The following is an 18,608-nucleotide window of genomic DNA, read 5'->3' as shown; positions in this document are numbered from 1 at the left end:
ACCTCCCCCCTCCAGGGGGAGGAGCAACCGACGAAAGGAATACTAGATGCTAGACGCACGCACCCTTCAGCAACTCACCGACATCGTCGGAGCCGAGAACATCGCCACCGGCGCGCAGGACCTGATCTGCTACGGCTACGACGCCACCCAGATGGAGTTTCTCCCGGACGCCGTGGTGCATCCGGACAGCCCCGAGCAGGTTTCCCGCATCCTGCAGCTCGCCAACAAAGAGAACTTCCCGGTCTTCCCGAGGGGAGCCGGCAGCGGCTTCACCGGTGGAGCCCTCCCCAAGGGGGGCGGCGTGGTGCTGGTGACCACCAGGATGAACCGCATCCTCAGGATCGACACCGACAACCTGGTGGCCGAGGTCGAGCCGGGTGTGGTTACCGAGGCGTTCCAGATGGAAGTGGAAAAACTCGGGCTCTTCTACCCGCCCGATCCTGCTTCGCTCAAATTTTCCACCCTGGGGGGGAACGTCGCCGAGTGCGCCGGCGGCCCGCGTGCCGTCAAGTACGGGGTCACCAAGGACTTCGTGATGGGGCTCGAGGTGGTACTGCCGACCGGCGCCATCATCCGCACTGGCGGCGAGACCGTGAAGGGGGTGGTCGGCTACGACCTGACCAAGCTTCTGTGCGGCTCAGAGGGGACGCTCGGGATCATCACCAAGATCATCTTCAAGCTGCTCCCCTACCCGGACTCGAAGAAGACCATGCTGACCGTGTTCGATTCCATCGACGGCGCGGCGCGCGCGGTTTCCACCATCATCAAGAACAAGATCATTCCGACCACGCTGGAGTTCATGGACCACGCCACCCTCACCTGCGTCGAGCGACGCTTCAACCTGGGCATGCCGGACAGCGCCCGGGCGGTGCTCCTGATCGAGGTGGACGGTGACCGCGACCTGATCGAGAAGCAGGCCGGGCAGATCCACAAGCTGATTGAGCCGCTGGGCCTGGTGCAGTTCCGGGTCGCCAAGGACGCCGCCGAGAGCGAGGAGTTGTGGCGGGTGCGCCGGCTGGTGTCGCCGTCGTTGCGCGACGTGAACCCGGACAAGTTCAACGAGGACATCGTCGTCCCCAGGAGCAAGGTACCCGACGTGATCCGGCGCATCGAGGTGATCCAGAAGCGTTACGACATTCCCATCGTCAACTTCGGCCATGCCGGCGACGGCAATATCCACGTCAACATCATGATCGACAAGAGTGTGCCGGGCCAGTTGGAGAAGGCGCACGAGGCGATCAAGGAAGTGTTCCAGGCCGCGCTGGACCTGGGCGGCACCATGTCCGGCGAGCACGGCGTAGGCCTTGCCAAGCAGCCCTACATCCCCCTGGAGCTGAACGCTGAGCAGATAGCCGCCATGAAGGCCATCAAAGGCGCCCTCGACCCCAACAACATCCTGAACCCCGGCAAGATGCTGCCGTAACGGCAACTGACAACTGACAACTGACAACTGACAACTGACAACTGACAACTGACAACTGACAACTGACAATTGACTATGGGTTTCCCATCACTCCCAGGCCTCCCAAAATTCCCATAGCTCCCATTGCTGCTAAGAAGAGAGAACCAGCATGACCAAGAAGCACACCGACCCGCTCGAGCGGGTCACCCAGGAAATGAAGAAATGCGTGAAGTGCGGCGCCTGCCGCGCCAACTGCCCCGCCTTCGGCACCTTCCAGCGCGAGCCGGCCACGGCGCGCGGCAAGGTCGCCCTGGCCCAACACCTGGTCAAGGGAGACATCACCCTCGACGACGGCACCTACTCGGCTATGTCCAAGTGCCTTCTGTGCGGCAGCTGCGTGGACAAGTGCCCGAACCAGGTTCCCACCGACGAGATCGTCATCGCCGCCCGCGAGGCCCTGGCGCAGCGGCGCGGCCTCACCACCTTCCACAAGGCGGTGGGACAGGTGATCAGGAACCGCAAGCTGATGAACTTCGGCGCTCTCGCCGCGGCCATCTTCGGGCCGGTGTTCTTCAGGAAGGTCCCGGCTACCTCGGGCCTGAGGCTCCGCTTCCCGATGCCGTTCATCGGCGGCAGCCGTCACATACCGCAGATCGCCAAGAAGCCGTTTATGAAACGCCATCCCGAAATCATCAAGGGGGAGCCGGGCAAGCCGACCGTCGTCTTCTTCGTGGGTTGCATGACCAACTTCGTCTATACCGAGATCGGCGAGGCGACGCTGGCCCTGTTCCGTCACCTGGGCTGCACGGTGATCATCCCGCAGGGGCAGCAGTGCTGCGGTCTGCCGGGCATGTCCGGCGGCGACCTGGAGACGGTGCGCGAACTGGCCGAGCAGAACCTGGCCGCCATCGAGAAGCACCAGGCCGACTACGTGATGACCGCCTGCGCCACCTGCGGCGGTGCGCTGCACAAGCTCTACCCGCTGGTGATCGGCAAGAGGAACCCGGAATTGAAGGCGCGGCTCCAGGCAGTGGCGGATAAAACGGTGGATGCGGCGGTGCTGTTGCAGAAACTGGGATTGCACCCGGAAGAGACCGGCACAGGCCAAAGGATGCGCATCACCTACCACGACCCCTGCCACCACAGGACCGCCGGCATCGCCAAGCAGCCGCGCACCCTGCTCAAAGAGACCCCGGGACTGGACCTGGTGGAGATGGAAGGGGCCGACCGTTGCTGCGGCCTGGGCGGCACCTTCAACGTCTACCACTACGAGAGTTCGCTCGACATCAACGCCGGCAAGAGCAAGGCGATCATCGACACCGGTGCCGACGCCGTGGTCACCGGCTGCCCCGGCTGCATCATGCAGCTCTCCGACGGCCTAAAACAGGCAGGAGATAAAACGAGGGTATTGCATACCGTCGAGCTTCTGGCCCGCAAAATAAGGCGCTGACGGGCAACCCCTGTCAGCCGCCTCCCCCCTCCTTTTTAGCCCCACTTTAGAACCCCTCGTATTTCCGATACTTTGCCTGTATACACTCTTTTTCTTATTGACAAAAGCCAAGCAAAACCTTATGAAGGGTACGCGCCTAAAAAGTAGAACAATAGTTCGTTTTACTACGCCTCATTAGTCGTCGCGGCGCACCCAGGCCAGGTTAAACCAGCCCGAAAACACATTTAGTCAAAATGAAATTTCGGGAACTGTTCGATAGACGAAGGACGATCCACCTGCCCGGCCAAAACGTACCTTTCTTAGCGTCACACCCCCTTCAGATTCGCTAAATACCAGCAATAGTGCACCATCCGCCCTCCGGCCCACCCTGGGTCCCGCATCCAGACCAAACCGGCGGCCGCTGTCTCCTTGCCCTCCACATTCAGGGAGACTAAAAAATTCCACCGCACCGGAAGGCATTTTTTACCGTCCGGCGGTTGACGTTTTCGCTAACTGACCAAGATTTGCAACACTTTTTTAATATCAAAGCCAGGAGGACGTAGATGAGCTGCGCAGCACCCCGCATAGAGATGCAAAATCCCAAAGCCCGGAAGGATGCCAACAATGTCGAATAAAATGATCAAGCCCTCTTTGAAGAATCCGTTTGACGTAGCGGAGAAGGTCGAGTTCAACATCCCCGGCGAGATTTCCCGCGCCACGGGCGGCTACGAGGAGGCGATGCAGGCGGGTTACGACCTGATCCAGCGCCCCATCAAGTCGGTGAGCATCGACCAGATCGAGAAACAGCACTTTAAAAAGCGCATGACCGTGTGGGAAAGGATCCGCGTCCTGACCGAGTGCGAGCCCAACATCCTGTTCCAGAACTGGGGCAAGAACCTGGACGGCGCCTCCCTGGTTACCGGCGTCCTCAACATCCACGGCCGCGATGTCGCCGTCTACGGCCACGACTTCACCGTGCGCGCCGGTTCCATGGACGCCACCAACGGCAACAAGCTGGCCCGTCTCTTCTACATGGCGGGCGAGAAGGGTATCCCGGTCATCGGCATGAACGACTCCGCGGGCGCCTTCGTACCGGCCGGCGTTGGCGGTCTGGACGGCTACGCCGAGGCCTTCACCGCGCTCAGGAAGATCTCCGGCGTGGTCCCGTCCATCATGTGCATGTTCGGCTTCAACGCCGGCGGCGGCTCCTACCTGCCGCGCCAGGGCAGCTTCGTGATCCAGCCCAAGGACACCTTCTTCGGCCTCACCGGCCCGGGCGTCGTCAAAAGCGTCCTCGGGGAGGACGTCACCCCCGAAGACCTGGGCGGACCGAAGGTACACGGGCAGTCCGGCGTCGCCGACCTGACCGTCGAGGACGAGGTCGGGGCGCTCAGGACCGCGATCATGCTGCTCAACTACCTCCCGGACAACAACTCGGTGATGGCACCCTACCAGGAGACCAGCGACCCGCTGGACCGTAAGACCTGGGAGATCAACACCCTGCTGAAGAAGGCCTTCAACTCCCCGACCGGTTTCAACACGCCGTTCGATGTTTCCATCATCATCCAGCAGATCTGCGACCACGGCGACTATTTCGAGATGCAGCGCGACCGCGCCAGGAACGTGGTCACCGCCTTCGGCCGCCTGGGCGGCAACGTGGTCGGCTTCGTCGCCAACAACTCCGCCGTCGACTCCGGCCAGATCGACTGCGACGCGGCCTACAAGATCGCCCGCTTCAACCGCTTCTGCAACATCTACAACATTCCGATGATCTTCATGGAAGACACCACCGGCTTCCTCCCGGGTCGCGAGCAGGAGGCCCGCGGCATCGTCCAGGCCGGCCGCGCCATGCTCGACTCCATCGTCGACATCCGCACCCCGCGCATCCTGTTGATCCTCAGGAACGCCTACGGCGGCGCCTACGCCTCCTACAACAACTACCCGACCGGCGCCGACCTGGTGCTCGCCCTCCCCACCACCCGCCTCGCGGTCATGGGGCCGGCAGGCAAGGAGTTCGTGTACAAGGACGAACTGAGGAAGGTGAGAAACGCCGTCATCGAGCGCGTCAAGCGCGGCACCCAGGAGAGGGTGGACGCCGGCGTCAAGCCCGAGCTGGCCAAGGCCGATGCCGAGAAGGAAGCTGCCGACTGGCTCAAGGCGGAGGAGGCGCTCCTCAACACCCGTTACGAAAAAGAGCTGATGAACCCGAAAGAGGCGCTCTCCCTGGGCTCCATCTCCTCGCTGGTCATGCCGACCGACCTGAGGAAGGTACTGGGTGAAAACATCAACTTCTTCCTGCGTCACTACAAAGCGGGCCCGATGCAGTCCGTACAAAGGGAGTTCCACTAATGGCGACTACTGATATGGGAATTGGAATTGCGCAGGGGGGGAGCACCGCTCCCGAGGCAGGATTCGGGCAGGGAGCACTGGCACGCCAGGGCGCCCGCCCCTCGTCCGCGCTTTATAACGTAACGGAGATGAAAGCGATGGCACACACGTCTGAAAAATACACCAAGAACCCGCTGATCCACCGCGACCGCAGGCTTTCCGCCTCCACGTCCGCCTGGGTCCGCTCCTTCGCCTGCGAAGACCTGAAGCCGCTCATCGTCTGCCGCGGCCCGATCCGTAAGGAAGCGATGGACGTCTACCAGGAGATGGGGATCACCCACTACGGCATCCTGCTCTCCGAGAAGGACTCCATCGTCTACCCGAACGCCCTCGCCCCGGAGCTGCGCACGCTGACCGACTCCACCCGCGTGCACCGCGTGCCCGACTACACCGGAGCCAGCAAGGAAGAGCGCGTCGAGCGCATCCACCAGATCATCAGCATCGCCAAGGACAACGGCTATGACTCCATCTTCGCCGGCTACGGCTTCATGGCCGAGGACGACGAGTTCGTCGGCGCCATCGAGAAGGCGGGGCTGAACTTCATCGGTCCCTGCGCCGCCACCCAGACCGGCGCCGGCAAGAAGGACGAGGCGAAAAGGACCGCCCTCTCGGTCAACGTCTCCGTCACCCCCGGCATCGACAACGTCACCGCCCGCACCCTGGTGAAGAAGCACGGCAGCCGCGAGAAGCTCCTGGCGCTGGTCGCCTCCGACGGCCTCGAGTGCGACGCCAAGGTGCTCGCCGACGACAAGCTCTCCCTGGAGGACCTGGCCGACCACATCCTGTACGCCTCTTACAACAAGGGGATCGACCTCTTCTCCATCGAAGAGCTCTGCGCCCAGGTGGAGGCCGAGTGCGCCGCCATGCTGAAGAAGCACCCGCAGTCCCGCGTCCGCCTCAAGGCCATCGGTGGCGGCGGCGGCAAGGGTCAGCGCCTTTTGGGGGCCGATCTGCTCACCAAGAAAAACGCCTCCGACGCCGACATCGCCAAGGCGGCCTCCGAGGCCCCGGGCCTCGTGCGCGAGATCCTGAACGAGGTGAAGGCCAACGGCGTGGGCGACAACAAGAACATCCTGGTCGAGCTCAACATCGAACAGACCAGGCACAACGAGATCCAGCTTTTGGGTAACGGCGACTGGTGCATCGCCCTGGGGGGCCGCGACTGCTCCCTGCAGATGCACGAGCAGAAGCTCCTCGAGGTGTCGGTCACCCAGGAAGGGTTGATGACCGCCATCGAGGAGGCCAAGATCGCCGGCAGGAAGGCCGAGGTGAAGGCCCTCGAGAGCGATCTCAAGGTCCTGAAGAGGATGGAAGAGGAATCCGAGCGCTTCGGCAAGGCGGTAGGCCTTGACTCCGCCTCCACCTTCGAGTGCATCGTGGACCGCGACCGCCACTACTTCATGGAGGTCAACACCAGGATCCAGGTGGAGCACCGCGTCACCGAGCTCTGCTACGCGCTCAAGTTTGTCAACCCGGAAGACCCGAACGACTTCTTCGTGGTGGAGAGCCTGGTGGAAGCGATGGCCCTCCTCGCCCGCCACAGGAAGCGGGTGCCCAAGCCGCAGCGTTTCGTCCGCTTCAACGCCTCCGTCGAGGCGCGACTGAACGCCACCGACGCCTCCCTCTCCCCGCATGCGGGGGGCATGATCCGCTACTGGTCCAAGCCGATCGAAGGCGAAATCCGCGACGACCAGGGCATCAGCATGGTGAACCCCGACACCGGTATCTTCATGAAATACAAGGTGGCCGGCGCCTACGACTCCAACATCGCGCTGCTGCTCACCACCGGTGAAGACAGGAAGACCAGCTACGACAAGATGTCCGAGGTGCTGCGCGCCACCACCCTGCGCGGCTCCGACCTGGCCACCAACCTCGAGTTCCACTACGGCCTGGTGAACTGGTTCCTGGGCAGGAACGTGATGGCCAAGCCGACCACCCGCTTCGTGGTCCCCTACCTGACCCTGGTCGGGACGCTGAAGGAAGAGGCCAACAAGCTCGACCCGGTCTACGCCTTCCTGCAGATGAAGAAGCACTACGCCAAAAGGGTGTCCGAGGCCTACGCGGACCAGCCCGAGGTCCAGGCCAAGGAGTCCAAGAACATGTCGTCGCTTTTGGACCGCAAGGGGACCCTGATCATCCGTCCCATCGAGCGGCTCCTGGGCGACCCGCACCTGCTCTCCGGCTGGCTCTCCATGAACACCAAGAACTTCCGGATCGACAACGGCAAAGTGGTCTGGCTCAGAAACCCGGTGGGCGTTCTGAACGAGACCTACGAGTACCTGCACATGAACCACCGTCCGCACAAGCCCGCGGCGGAGATCATCTGGAGCCACGACAACGAGCTCTTGCAGCAGGCGCTGCGTTTCTCCAGGACCCTGCGCGAGCACTTCGGTCTCGAACGCGACGAGTACTTCACCCTGAACGAGATCGTCAACAAGGAGGAGCCGCAGGGCGGCTTCGACGCCGACACCTGGCAGCAGATCCGTTCCGCCCACTTCGGCTACGAGGCTGGTCTGGAGCTTCTGGGCATGCTGTTCCTGGTCGGACAGACCACCAAGTTCTGGGAGCTGCGCGTCGAGGAAGACCTTGAGATCACCATCCCGGAGTACCTCAACGATCCGGAACTGCAGGCCCGCATGAAGAAGATCCTGGTCCCGCCGCCGGCCACCAAGGCCGACGAGATCGTCGCCGTCTGCGGCGGCATGTACTACGGCCAGGAAGCCCCGGGCATGCCCCCCTTCGCCTACGAAGGGATGCACTTCGAGAAGGGGCAGCCGCTGTACATCATCGAGGTCATGAAGATGTTCAACAAGGTGTACGCTCCCTTTGCCGGGACCATCGACAAGATCCTGGTCACCTCCGGCGACGGCACCATCGTCTCCAAGGGGCAGCCGCTGTTCAAGGTCACCCCGGACGAGAAGTTCGTCGAGGTGGACGTGAACGCACTGGAGAAGGAAAAGCGTGCGGTAACCTCCGACTACCTGAAGGCGGTACTCTAGGCCAAGACGCAAAAAGGGCTCCGGATGGTGACATCCGGAGCCCTCTGCTCATCCACTGACCCCGCCCTGAAAGCCGGGTCAGTTATTTTTTTGTAGATGCTTACGCCGCCGCGAAGCAGATGTTGTCGGCGGAGAGGGCTTCGAGGAAAGAGTCGGCAAGCGGGTCCTTGACGATGGCCATCATGCCGTGGTTGACGGACCAGGTAGTACCGCAGGTGGGGCATTCCTTGAGGTCCTCGTTGAAGGCACCGGAGCGGAGGTCCATGGCGTTTTGTTCATCGTTCTTACATACCGGGCATTGCATCTGCGTTCTCCTCTTGCCCTCAGCGGGGCGCTCATGATTTTTTTGGTCGCCAAGAAATATATGGGCGCCGCAGTTGTTTTACAAGAGAAAAATCGCTAAAAGCCTTGGTAAAACATTATGTTATCTGCGTTTTGCTGTTTTGTATGACAGACCGCGATTTTACTTTTTGAACCAAAAATAAAACACCGCAAAACAACCCGACGCAAATGCTTCGTGTTAAGTCGGCGTTTTTGCTGCAGACTTCAAATTTAAATCGGTATTCTAAAAATAAAACAGACCCGGCACGCATCTTAGCAGCATCGCGACTGCATAGTTAAGAAAAAATAATTCACTTTCGCGAAAATTTAGCGTAAACAAAAGACGTCTTTCACAAGCTTGATTCTGTTATCACAATTTCGTACCGCCAGGAGAGCATGATGAGCATTTCCGAAAAGAAACAGGCATGGCAGGCAACCGTAGAGAAGAGCATGGCCAAGGCGCCCGAACGCAGGAACTCTTTCAAGACCAGCTCCGACAACGAGCTCGAGCGCTGCTACGCTCCGCAGTTCGACTACCCGGGCTACGACGAGAACCTGGGCTTCCCCGGACAGTTCCCCTTCACCCGCGGGGTGCAGCCGACCATGTACCGCGGCAGGTTCTGGACCATGCGCCAGTACGCCGGCTTCGGTAACGCCGCGGAATCCAACGAGCGCTACAAATACCTGCTTTCCGCCGGGCAGACCGGCCTCTCCATCGCCTTCGACCTCCCCACCCAGATGGGCTACGACTCCGACGCGTCCATGAGCCGCGGCGAGGTGGGCAAGGTCGGGGTCGCCATCGACTCCCTGGCGGACATGGAAGTCCTCTTCGACGGCATCCCGCTGGACAAAGTCTCCACCTCGATGACCATCAACTCCACCGCCTCCATCCTCCTGGCTATGTACATCGCGGTGGCCGAGAAGCAGGGGGTGACCCCAGACAAGATCTCCGGCACCATCCAAAACGACATCCTCAAGGAGTACATGGCGCGCGGCACCTACATCTACCCCCCCAAGGAGTCGATGCGGATCATCACGGACATCTTCGCCTACTGCAAGGACAACGTCCCCAAGTGGAACACCATCTCCATCTCCGGCTACCACATCCGCGAGGCCGGCTCCTCTGCGGTGCAGGAAGTCGCCTTTACGCTGGCCGACGGCATCGCCTACGTCGAGGCGGCTGTCAAGGCAGGGCTTGACGTGGACGAGTTCGCGCCGCGCCTGGCCTTCTTCTTCAACGCGCACAACAACCTCCTGGAAGAGGTCGCGAAATTCCGCGCCGCCCGCCGCATGTGGTCCCGCATCATGCGCGAGCGTTTCCGGGCCAAGGACCCGCGCTCCCAGATGCTGCGCTTCCATACCCAGACCGCCGGCTGCACCCTGACCGCACAGCAGCCCGACAACAACATCATGCGCGTCACCCTGCAGGCGCTGGCCGCCGTCTTGGGCGGCACCCAGTCGCTGCACACCAACTCCCGCGACGAGGCGCTGGCGCTTCCGACCGAGGAGTCGGTGCGCATCGCACTCAGGACCCAGCAGGTCATCGCCTACGAGTCCGGCGTCGCCGATTCCATCGACCCCTTGGCCGGTTCCTTCCTGGTCGAGTCCCTCACCGACCAGATCGAGCAACAGGCGATGGCGTACATCGAGAAGATCGACTCCTTAGGCGGCGCAGTTGAGGCCATCTCACGCGGCTTCCAGCAGAAGGAGATCCAGGATTCCGCCTACGCCTACCAGCGCTCCATCGAAAAGGACGAGACCATCATCGTCGGGGTCAACAAGTTCACCGTGGAGGAAGGCGCACCGCAGGGTCTCTTGAAGGTCACCGACGAGGTCGAGGTGAAGCAGAAGCAAGGCCTCGCCGCCATGAAGGCCAAGCGCGACGGCGCCAAGGTGGAGACGACCCTGAAGGCTCTGGAGCAGGCAGCGAAGGGGAGCGAAAACTTGATGCCGTATATCCTCGACGCGGTGAAAAGCTACGCCACCCTGGGCGAGATCGCCAACGTGATGCGCGACGTCTTCGGCGTACATAGGGAAACCGTCGTGCTTTAAAAACCCGATGCGGGAAGTTCCTGCCGGAACGGCTCAGTTCGTTCCGGCAGGAACAGTAACATAGCAACGGTTCGCTCTTTTCATCACAATCCTGTTTCTATCACAGCATATCGACTCGCCAAACTTCATCTCTTTCCATTCAGTCATAACTTTTTTCTCGAATTGTCACGTGTCCGTAACGTAACTTTTTCGTTACTGTTGCTTGCAATTTTCAAATTCTACGATATCATCTGCCACCGTCAGAGACTTTTTGACGCAGTCATCAGGGGAACACACATGCTCACGAAGATAAACCACCTTGGGGTAGCCGTTACATCTATAGAAGAAGCTCTTCCCTTTTATCGTGACACACTGGGAATGAACTTTGCCGGTATCGAAGAGGTGCCGAGCCAGCTAGTGAAAGTTGCTTTTCTCTCCATCGGAGAATCCAAGATAGAACTCCTGGAACCAACCTCGGCCGAAAGTCCTGTGGCCAAGTTCCTCGAGAAAAACGGCCCGGGCGTGCACCACGTCGCTTACGGAGTGAAGGACATTGAAGCCACCATCGCGAGACTCATCGCCGGCGGCACCAGGATGATCGATACCACGCCCAGAAACGGAGCCCACGGGGCACGCATCGCGTTCCTGCACCCTAAGAGCAGCAACGGAGTGCTGACCGAACTGTGTGAGGTGCACGAGGGAAGTCACTGAATATGCGTCTTCTTATATCTAATGAGTGAAGTTTTTTTCTGTTGACATTTGTTTGAAAAATTATATAGTGGCCACAGTTTTATATAACAACGGTTTGCTCATTGGGATAGGCTGTACTGGCTGATCTGCGTGACCTTCTACGCAAAGGACGGGGAGACAATCATTGCTGACTCAAAACAGCCCGAGGACCACACAGAAGAGCTCTTGACTCCACCCTGCTCATTAGCAGCGGTTGACTCAAGGGCTTTTTCTTTATAGTGAGACTGCACCTTCGCCATGTGGCGAATTGACAGTACAGCAGGAACTTCAATCGCGTTGTAACAAACAAACCAGGAGGTAGACGATGAGCTTTCAAAAGAAATTGCTTGCATTTGCAGCCGTCAGCGCGCTGAGCGCAGCAACCGCCGTTCCGGCAATGGCGCTGGAGAACGAGTTCCACGGTATGTTCAAATTCATGGGCTACCAGACCAACGCCCTCGCGGGCGGCGACACCAGGGACATCCTCCGCAAAGATGCGCACTCCGGCTTCTTCGCCGAGCAGCGCGCCCGCATCATGTACATTGCCAAGGCCAACGACAACCTGAAGCTGGTCACCCACTTCGAGCTCGACACCCGTTTCGGCGGCATCGCCACCAACCACAACGGGACCACCGGCTACAAAGGCACCACCGGCAACGACTCCGGTAACCTCGACGCCGACCAGCTGACCCTCGAGACCAAGAACATCTACCTCGACTTCAACGAGCCGACCACCGGCGCCAACTTCAAAGTGGGTCTGCAGCCCTGGGCCGACGCCTACGGCAGCCTCTTCCTGCTCGCCGACATGACCGGCGCCATCGGCACCAAGAAGGTCGACAACTTCACCGGCCAGCTGGGCTGGTTCCGCTTCGACGACAACACCCTGGCCAACGACATCACCGGCCCGGGCCAGTTCACCGCCGACCTGATCGTCGCCGACGGCAAGTTCGCCGTCAACAAGGACATCACCGTAGGCGCAACCTACTACAACATCCAGAACGACACCGGCCTGGCTCCGGCCTACGAGCTGCTGCACATGATCGGCGCCAACGCCGACCTGAACTTCGGCCCGGCCAACATCAAGCCGTTCGCAGCCTACCAGTGGGGCGAGCAGACCTCGGCTAAAGACATCAGCGCCTACATGATGGGTGCCGTGGGCAAGGTCAAGGCAGGCCCGGGCGCAGTTAACTTCTCCGGCTTCTACCTCTCCGGCGACAAGGGCGGCACCAACAACAACGCTTTCCAGACCGTTACTGCCGGTACCACCTACTTCAACCCGGCTAACATGTGGATCCTCGTTCGTCCGAACCAGGCCATCAACACCTCTACCTCCCTCACCGGCAACGACCTGAGCGTCGGCGGCCGCGGCTCCATCGGCGTCTTTGCGGGCTACGAGGGCGCCATGGGCAAGACCTTCTACAACGCCAACGCCGGCTACCTGAGGACCGCCGAGGCACGCGGCACCGAGAAGAAGTCCCTCGGTACCGAGGTTAACGCCCAGGTCGGCTACAAGATCTACGACAACCTGAGCGCCAGCGTTGCTGCCGCTTACGTCTTCCTCGGCGACGCACTGTCCAGCAAAACCGCTGCCGACAGGATCGCAGGCTACGCTCAGACCGCTGACGCGGACAACCCGTACCTGTTCAACGTTCAGCTGAGCTACGCATTCTAAGAAAAGCGTCTCGGCTGCCGTTTGACGGCAGGAGTAGACACAGCAGAACCAGCAAGCCGGAGGGGCGACTCTCCGGCTTGTTTTTTTGTCACCGCTTAGCCCGTCCCACCTCTCCCCTTGCCCTATCCCGATCCGCTATTCCTTGTGCATGACGCAGGAAACCTCTTACCCAGGCAGTGCCCAGGTCACTAAGCCAGCGCCAGCGCCTATCTGCACATTTATCCCGGCCCTGTTTGACAAGCACAGGTTATGTGTTTCAATCATTATGTTTTTCTAACGATATCTGTTAAAGGAGCGAACGCATGAGAAAGATGGCACTGATGTTGGCCGCAGGCCTTTTTATGCTGTCTTCGGTACCGGCTTACGCCCAGACAGCGGCTGACCAGAAGGACGAATGCCTGCTGGCGTCGAGAAACTGCATGAACCAGGTCGACGACATCCAGCAACGCATCCGCAGACTGAACCGGGAGATCGAAAAGGGAACCAGGGTCTACACCCCGCAGGAGCTGAGAAAGTTGCAGGACAAGCTGAAGGAGACCGACGACATCCTGCGCAATCTGGAAAGGCCTGACAGTTAGACTGCTCGGGTGAGCGAGCACCGTCCATAACAGAGGCATGCCGGAAAGGAGCGGACCATGAAAAGGGCACTATTGTTAGTCACGGGAGCTTTATTGATGGCGACAAGCACAGGCGTCTATGCCGAGCAGACACCGGCCGAGAGGAACGAGTGCCTGCTTCTGTCCCAAAACTGCAAGGACCAGGTCGACGACATCTATACCCGGATGCAGCGCCTGTCCAGAGAGATCGACAAGGGTACCAGGGTCTACACACCCAAAGAGCTGGAGCAACTGCGTCAGAAGCTCGCAGAAACACAGGAGATGCTGAGGGAGATGGAGAAACCCGGGCGCTGACACTTCGGTTGCCGAAGAGTTGAAGAAAGAGGCGGACCCCAGGTCCGCTTTTTTTATTGCCACACCTCCCCAAAAACTGCGCTCAAAGCGCCTCTGCAGCGGGTGAAACAGTTTGACTAATGAGGATCGCTCTGCGATAATTCGGCGTCTTAAATAACCCAAAAGCGGAGCAACCTATGAAAAGATCCCTTGTTGCCATCCTGATTCTCGTTGGCACGCTGCTGGCGGCCGCGGCAGCCTCAGCCTCAACCATCCGCGCCTATATCGCCGAGTTCACCGTCTCCCCCGCCGACAACGGCAACCTGAAAAACACGCTGCAGCGCCTGCTGGCGACGCGCCTGGCCGGCGACGGCGTCGTGACCGTCGACAGCGCCGCAGAGGCGGACGTCATCGTGTCGGGAAGCTACACCACGCTGGGCAAGATGTTCAGCCTGGACGCCATCGCGAAGAGCACCGGCGGGAAGCAGTTGGCCACCGCCTTCGAGCAGGGCGAGAGCATGGACGCCCTTATCCCCGCGGTGGGCAAGATCTCCGGGAAACTCAAGGGGGACATCGTAAAGCAATACCAGCAGGCGCCGGCTGCGCTTCCCGCAGCACCGGTCGAGGCCCCGTTCAAGGCTCCGCGTGCTGAAATCGAGCGCCCGGCAGTCGCACAGGAGGTCGTCAAGGCGCCCGCGTCGGAAATCGTGCGCAGCGAGGCTACCCCCGGCTGGATCAGCCAGCGTCTCTCGGGCGTGTACAGCGCTGTCGCCACCTGGGGCACCAAGGAGTTCATCTCTGCCGACGACAAGGGTATCCACCTGTACCGTCCCGGCGCGAAACTCGACCTGGTCACCGAGGTCATCCTCCCCGACCGCATGAAGGTTCTGGCTCTCGACGCCATGGGACCGGAGGCGAACGGGCGCGTGCTGGTGTTCGTAACCATCATGGACCGTGAGAACATCGCCTCCAGGATCTATGCGCTGCAAAACGACGCCTTCAAGCTGGTGGCGGAAGAGATCCCCTACATGTTCCGCACCATCGCTCCCTACGGCGGAGCGAAGAAGCTCTACGCCCAGCAGATGGGGCGCACCGACGACTTCTACGGCGACGTGTACGAGGCAAGCATCGTCGACAAGGGCGTGAAACTGAGCAACCCGATCAAGATGCCGCGCTTCGCCAACATCTTCAACTTCAACCTGTTCCGCGACCAGTCCGGCAAGAGCTACGTGACCGCCTTCAGCGACAGCGGCTACCTGCTGGTCTACTCCGACACCGGCGAAGAACTCTGGAGAAGCTCCGACAAGTTCGGCGGCTCCGAGACCTACTTCCAGCGCAGGGACTGGGAGAACGAGCGGACCAACATGACCCCGTTCCGCACCCGCTTCCTCGAACAGCGCATCACGGTGACCGAGAAGGGCGAGGTCCTGGTACCGCAGAACGCCGGCTTCTTCGTGCTGGGCAACATGCGCTCCTACTCCAAGTACTCCGTAGTCAACTTCACCTGGAACGGCTCCTCGCTCGAAGAGAAGTGGCGTACCAAGCAGAGCCAGAACTACCTCGCCGATTACTCCTACAACCCCGTCTCGAAAGAGCTGGTCCTCCTCGAAGTGGCCCAGAAAGGGACCTTCGGCGGCAAGGGTGGCAGCGTGGTGCGGCTGCTGGGTATCGAATAGCCTGAAGGCGGGGGGAATGTCTTGACTTCCCCCCGCCATACTGTTACGATTCCTCGTTTTTTGCCACCTTTTGCCGGACTGCCGGTACTCCCGGACGTTAGGACGACCCGTGACCAACCCCGCATGCATTGAAGCGCCCCTCCCCAAAGGGGTAAGCGATTTTCTCCCGGAAACTGCCGACAAGATCACCTTCATCGCCGACAGCATCCACCGAGTTTTCGAACTCTGGGGCTTCCGGCGCATGATCACCCCGCTGCTCGAGTTCGAGGACGTACTCGCTCTGGGCATGGGTGACGAACTGCGCAGCAAGACCTTCCGCTTCGACGACCGCCAGACCGGGAGGCTTTTGGCCATCCCGCCCGACATCACACCCCAGGTGGCGCGCATCGTCGCTACAAGGATGCACTCGCTCCCCCTGCCCCACCGTATCTATTACTCCGGCCGCGTGCTCAGGCAGGCGCAGATGCAGTCGGGCCGAAGCCGCGAGATCTTCCAGTCCGGCGTGGAGCTGATCGGGCTGAACTCCCCCGAGGCGGACGCCGAGATGGTCGCCATGGCGGTCGAGGTGCTGAAAAACCTTGGCTTCACCGGCTTCAAGATCGATCTCGGCCAGGTGGATTTCTACCGCGGCATCATGGACGCCTCCGGGCTCTCCCGCGACGTGCAGCGGCAGCTGCAGGAAGCGATCAGCAAGAAGGAAGTCACCGCGGTGCGCTCCATCCTCGAGGCGGCCGGCGCCCCCGAGCGGGTCAAAGAAGAGATCGCGCTGCTCCCCAGGCTCTACGGCGGCCGCGAGGTGCTCCAGGAAGCCGCCCGCATCGCCGGCAACGAGCGTTCCAAGAAGGCGCTGGACAACATCACCCAGGTGGTGGAGATCCTCGACATCTACGGCGTCGCGGACCACCTCACCATCGACCTGGGCGAGATCCGCGGGCTGGACTACCACACCGGCATCACCTTCGAGGGATTCGTCCCCGGTATCGGCGAGGCGGTCTGCAGCGGCGGACGCTACGACGACCTGACCGCCAAGTACGGCTACCCGGCGCACGCCACCGGGTTCGCCTTCAATATCCTGGCGCTTCTGGCCAGCATGGCCAAGAGGCCGGAGGTCGAGGCGTCCAGCAGCCGCGACTTCCTGGTTTTCAACAAGAAAGACGAGCGCCGCGAGGCGCTGGAAGTAGCACAGAAACTGAGAAGTCTCGGCTTCACCTGCGCCAGGGATATCATCAAGCGCGACTTCGAGAGCTCGCTTGAGTACGCCAAGAAGATGGACATCCGGATGCTCCTGGTGATCGGTGCCGAAGAGTGCGCGGCCGACCAGCTTTACCTGGTCAGGGTCGCCGACCGTCGCGCCATAGCCGTGAGCAAGCAGGAGTTGTTCGATAAAGGTCTCGATTTGAAATTCGATCTGTAAGGGGAAAATCATGGCTAACGTCGTTGTAATTGGTGCCCAATGGGGCGATGAGGGCAAAGGCAAGGTCGTCGACATCTATACGGAATACGCCGACGACGTGGTACGTTACCAGGGTGGCAACAACGCAGGCCACACGCTGGTGGTCGGGGACGAGAAGGTCATCCTGCACCTGATCCCGTCCGGCATCCTGCACGAGGGCAAGCGCTGCGTGATCGGCAACGGCGTCGTGCTCGACCCGGAAGTCTTCATCATGGAGATTACCCGTCTCAAGAACAACGGCTACCTGAAGGATGACGGCATGCTGCTCCTCTCCGAGGCGCTGCACATCATCATGCCGTACCACAAGCGCATCGACATCGCCCGCGAGCGGAACTCCGGCGCCAAGAAGATCGGCACCACCGGTCGCGGCATCGGGCCCGCCTACGAGGACAAGATCGGCCGTCGCGGCATTCGCCTCATGGACCTCCTGGACGAGAAGGCCTTCACCCGCAAGGTGAAAGAGGTGCTGGACGAGAAGAACCTGATCCTCACCCAGCTTTTGGGTGACGAACCGTTCACCTTCGAGGAAATCTACAACGAGTACATGGGTTACGCCGAAGTGCTGAGGAAGTACGCGGCGGACACCTCGCTCCTGCTGCACAAGGAGATCAAGGCCGGCAAGAGCCTGCTCTTCGAAGGCGCCCAGGGCACCCTGCTCGACGTCGACCACGGCACCTACCCGTACGTCACCTCTTCCTCCACCTGCTCCGGCGGCGCCTGCACCGGTAGCGGCGTCTCCCCCAGGGAGATCCACGAGGTGATCGGCATCTCCAAGGCCTACGCGACCCGCGTCGGCAGCGGCCCGTTCCCGACCGAACTTCTGGACGAGACCGGCGAGGCGCTGCGCCAGGCCGGCCGCGAGTTCGGCTCCACCACCGGCCGTCCGCGCCGCTGCGGCTGGTTCGATGCGCTGGTGGCCCGCTACGCCGTGCGCGTGAACGGCCTCTCCGGCATCGCCATCACCAAGCTCGACGTGCTCACCGGCCTGGACACCATCAAGGTCTGCACCGGCTACAAGTACAACGACCAGATCCTGGACGAGATCCCGGCCAGCCTCGAGGTGATGGAGCAGTGCACCCCGATCTACGAGGAACTCCCCGGCTGGACCGAGGACATCACCGGCGCCAAGAGCATTGCCGAGCTGCCCAAGAACGCCCAGGACTACGTGAAGCGCGTCGAGGCCCTCTCCGGCGCCCCGGTGGTGCTGGTTTCCGTCGGCCCGCGCCGTGACGAAACCATCGTGCTCAGGAACCCTTTCGAGCGCGGCTGATTTTTTTAATAAAAAGTGTTGACTGGCAGAAATCGATTTGCTATAAGGTTGTTCTTGCTTCGCTGCACTGTTTGAGCCGCTAGCTCAGTTGGTAGAGCACCTGACTTTTAATCAGGTGGTCGTTGGTTCGATCCCAACGCGGCTCACCACCCGTCCCCATCGTCTAGCCCGGCCCAGGACACCGCCCTTTCACGGCGGCGACGCCGGTTCAAATCCGGCTGGGGACGCCACTCAAACAAACAGCGCTTGTGCCTCGGCACAAAGCTTAAGCGAGCCGCTAGCTCAGTTGGTAGAGCACCTGACTTTTAATCAGGTGGTCGTTGGTTCGATCCCAACGCGGCTCACCAC

13 protein-coding genes and 3 tRNA genes are annotated in these 18,608 nt (G+C 60.8%); 15 read left to right on the top strand and 1 reads right to left on the bottom strand.

Translation table 11 applies throughout. From position 1 onward, the window contains the following. The first annotated feature begins 46 nt into the window (after positions 1-46). The 4 genes from JFN91_RS11095 (at position 47) to JFN91_RS11080 (ending at position 8,218) form a co-directional block, all read left to right on the top strand. Positions 47-1,423, top strand: a complete 1,377-nt coding sequence (locus JFN91_RS11095; RefSeq protein WP_199389269.1) for an FAD-binding oxidoreductase — start codon at positions 47-49, stop codon at positions 1,421-1,423. 148 nt (positions 1,424-1,571) lie between these two features. Beyond that, positions 1,572-2,852, top strand: a complete 1,281-nt coding sequence (locus JFN91_RS11090; protein ID WP_199389268.1) for a (Fe-S)-binding protein — start codon at positions 1,572-1,574, stop codon at positions 2,850-2,852. Positions 2,853-3,455: 603 nt separating this feature from the next. Then, a complete protein-coding gene (locus JFN91_RS11085; protein ID WP_199389267.1) occupies positions 3,456-5,180 on the top strand; it encodes an acyl-CoA carboxylase subunit beta in 1,725 nt (574 codons plus the stop codon). Positions 5,181-5,317: 137 nt separating this feature from the next. Continuing rightward, a complete protein-coding gene (locus JFN91_RS11080) occupies positions 5,318-8,218 on the top strand; it encodes an ATP-binding protein (protein ID WP_199389266.1) in 2,901 nt (966 codons plus the stop codon). Between the two features lie 100 nt (positions 8,219-8,318). On the opposite strand, the gene JFN91_RS11075 is transcribed toward JFN91_RS11080, so the two are convergent. Further along, positions 8,319-8,522: a hypothetical protein gene (locus tag JFN91_RS11075; RefSeq protein ID WP_183345437.1), complete on the bottom strand. Its 204-nt coding sequence runs from the start codon at positions 8,520-8,522 to the stop codon at positions 8,319-8,321. Between the two features lie 416 nt (positions 8,523-8,938). Between JFN91_RS11075 and JFN91_RS11070 the strand changes: the two genes are divergently transcribed. From JFN91_RS11070 to JFN91_RS11020, 11 genes are all read left to right on the top strand, one after another. Then, on the top strand, positions 8,939-10,591 hold the full coding sequence (locus tag JFN91_RS11070) for an acyl-CoA mutase large subunit family protein (protein ID WP_199389265.1): 1,653 nt from the start codon (positions 8,939-8,941) through the stop codon (positions 10,589-10,591). 276 nt (positions 10,592-10,867) lie between these two features. Then, complete coding sequence (mce, locus tag JFN91_RS11065; RefSeq protein WP_199389264.1) at positions 10,868-11,281, top strand: methylmalonyl-CoA epimerase; 414 nt, start codon at positions 10,868-10,870, stop codon at positions 11,279-11,281. Positions 11,282-11,624: 343 nt separating this feature from the next. Continuing rightward, on the top strand, positions 11,625-12,971 hold the full coding sequence (locus JFN91_RS11060) for a porin (protein ID WP_199389263.1): 1,347 nt from the start codon (positions 11,625-11,627) through the stop codon (positions 12,969-12,971). Positions 12,972-13,273: 302 nt separating this feature from the next. Then, positions 13,274-13,549, top strand: a complete 276-nt coding sequence (locus JFN91_RS11055; protein ID WP_199389262.1) for a hypothetical protein — start codon at positions 13,274-13,276, stop codon at positions 13,547-13,549. Between the two features lie 96 nt (positions 13,550-13,645). Beyond that, a complete protein-coding gene (locus JFN91_RS11050) occupies positions 13,646-13,882 on the top strand; it encodes a hypothetical protein (RefSeq protein ID WP_236015097.1) in 237 nt (78 codons plus the stop codon). Between the two features lie 176 nt (positions 13,883-14,058). Further along, complete coding sequence (locus JFN91_RS11045; RefSeq protein WP_199389260.1) at positions 14,059-15,537, top strand: hypothetical protein; 1,479 nt, start codon at positions 14,059-14,061, stop codon at positions 15,535-15,537. Between the two features lie 109 nt (positions 15,538-15,646). Then, positions 15,647-16,951: an ATP phosphoribosyltransferase regulatory subunit gene (locus JFN91_RS11040; protein WP_199389259.1), complete on the top strand. Its 1,305-nt coding sequence runs from the start codon at positions 15,647-15,649 to the stop codon at positions 16,949-16,951. A gap of 10 nt (positions 16,952-16,961) precedes the next feature. Then, positions 16,962-18,260 carry an adenylosuccinate synthase gene (locus tag JFN91_RS11035; protein WP_199389258.1) on the top strand — a complete coding sequence of 433 codons (1,299 nt, stop codon included), beginning with the start codon at positions 16,962-16,964 and terminating at the stop codon, positions 18,258-18,260. A gap of 73 nt (positions 18,261-18,333) precedes the next feature. After that, positions 18,334-18,409, top strand: a tRNA-Lys gene (locus JFN91_RS11030). 3 nt (positions 18,410-18,412) lie between these two features. Then, positions 18,413-18,490, top strand: a tRNA-Glu gene (locus JFN91_RS11025). 41 nt (positions 18,491-18,531) lie between these two features. Then, a tRNA-Lys gene (locus tag JFN91_RS11020) sits at positions 18,532-18,607 on the top strand. Position 18,608 lies beyond the last annotated feature (1 nt).

The organism is Geomonas anaerohicana (assembly GCF_016458305.1).
GTDB lineage: Bacteria > Desulfobacterota > Desulfuromonadia > Geobacterales > Geobacteraceae > Geomonas > Geomonas anaerohicana.
The sequence above is the reverse complement of the archived record's forward strand: the minus strand, read 5'-3'. Positions and strand labels throughout refer to the sequence as shown.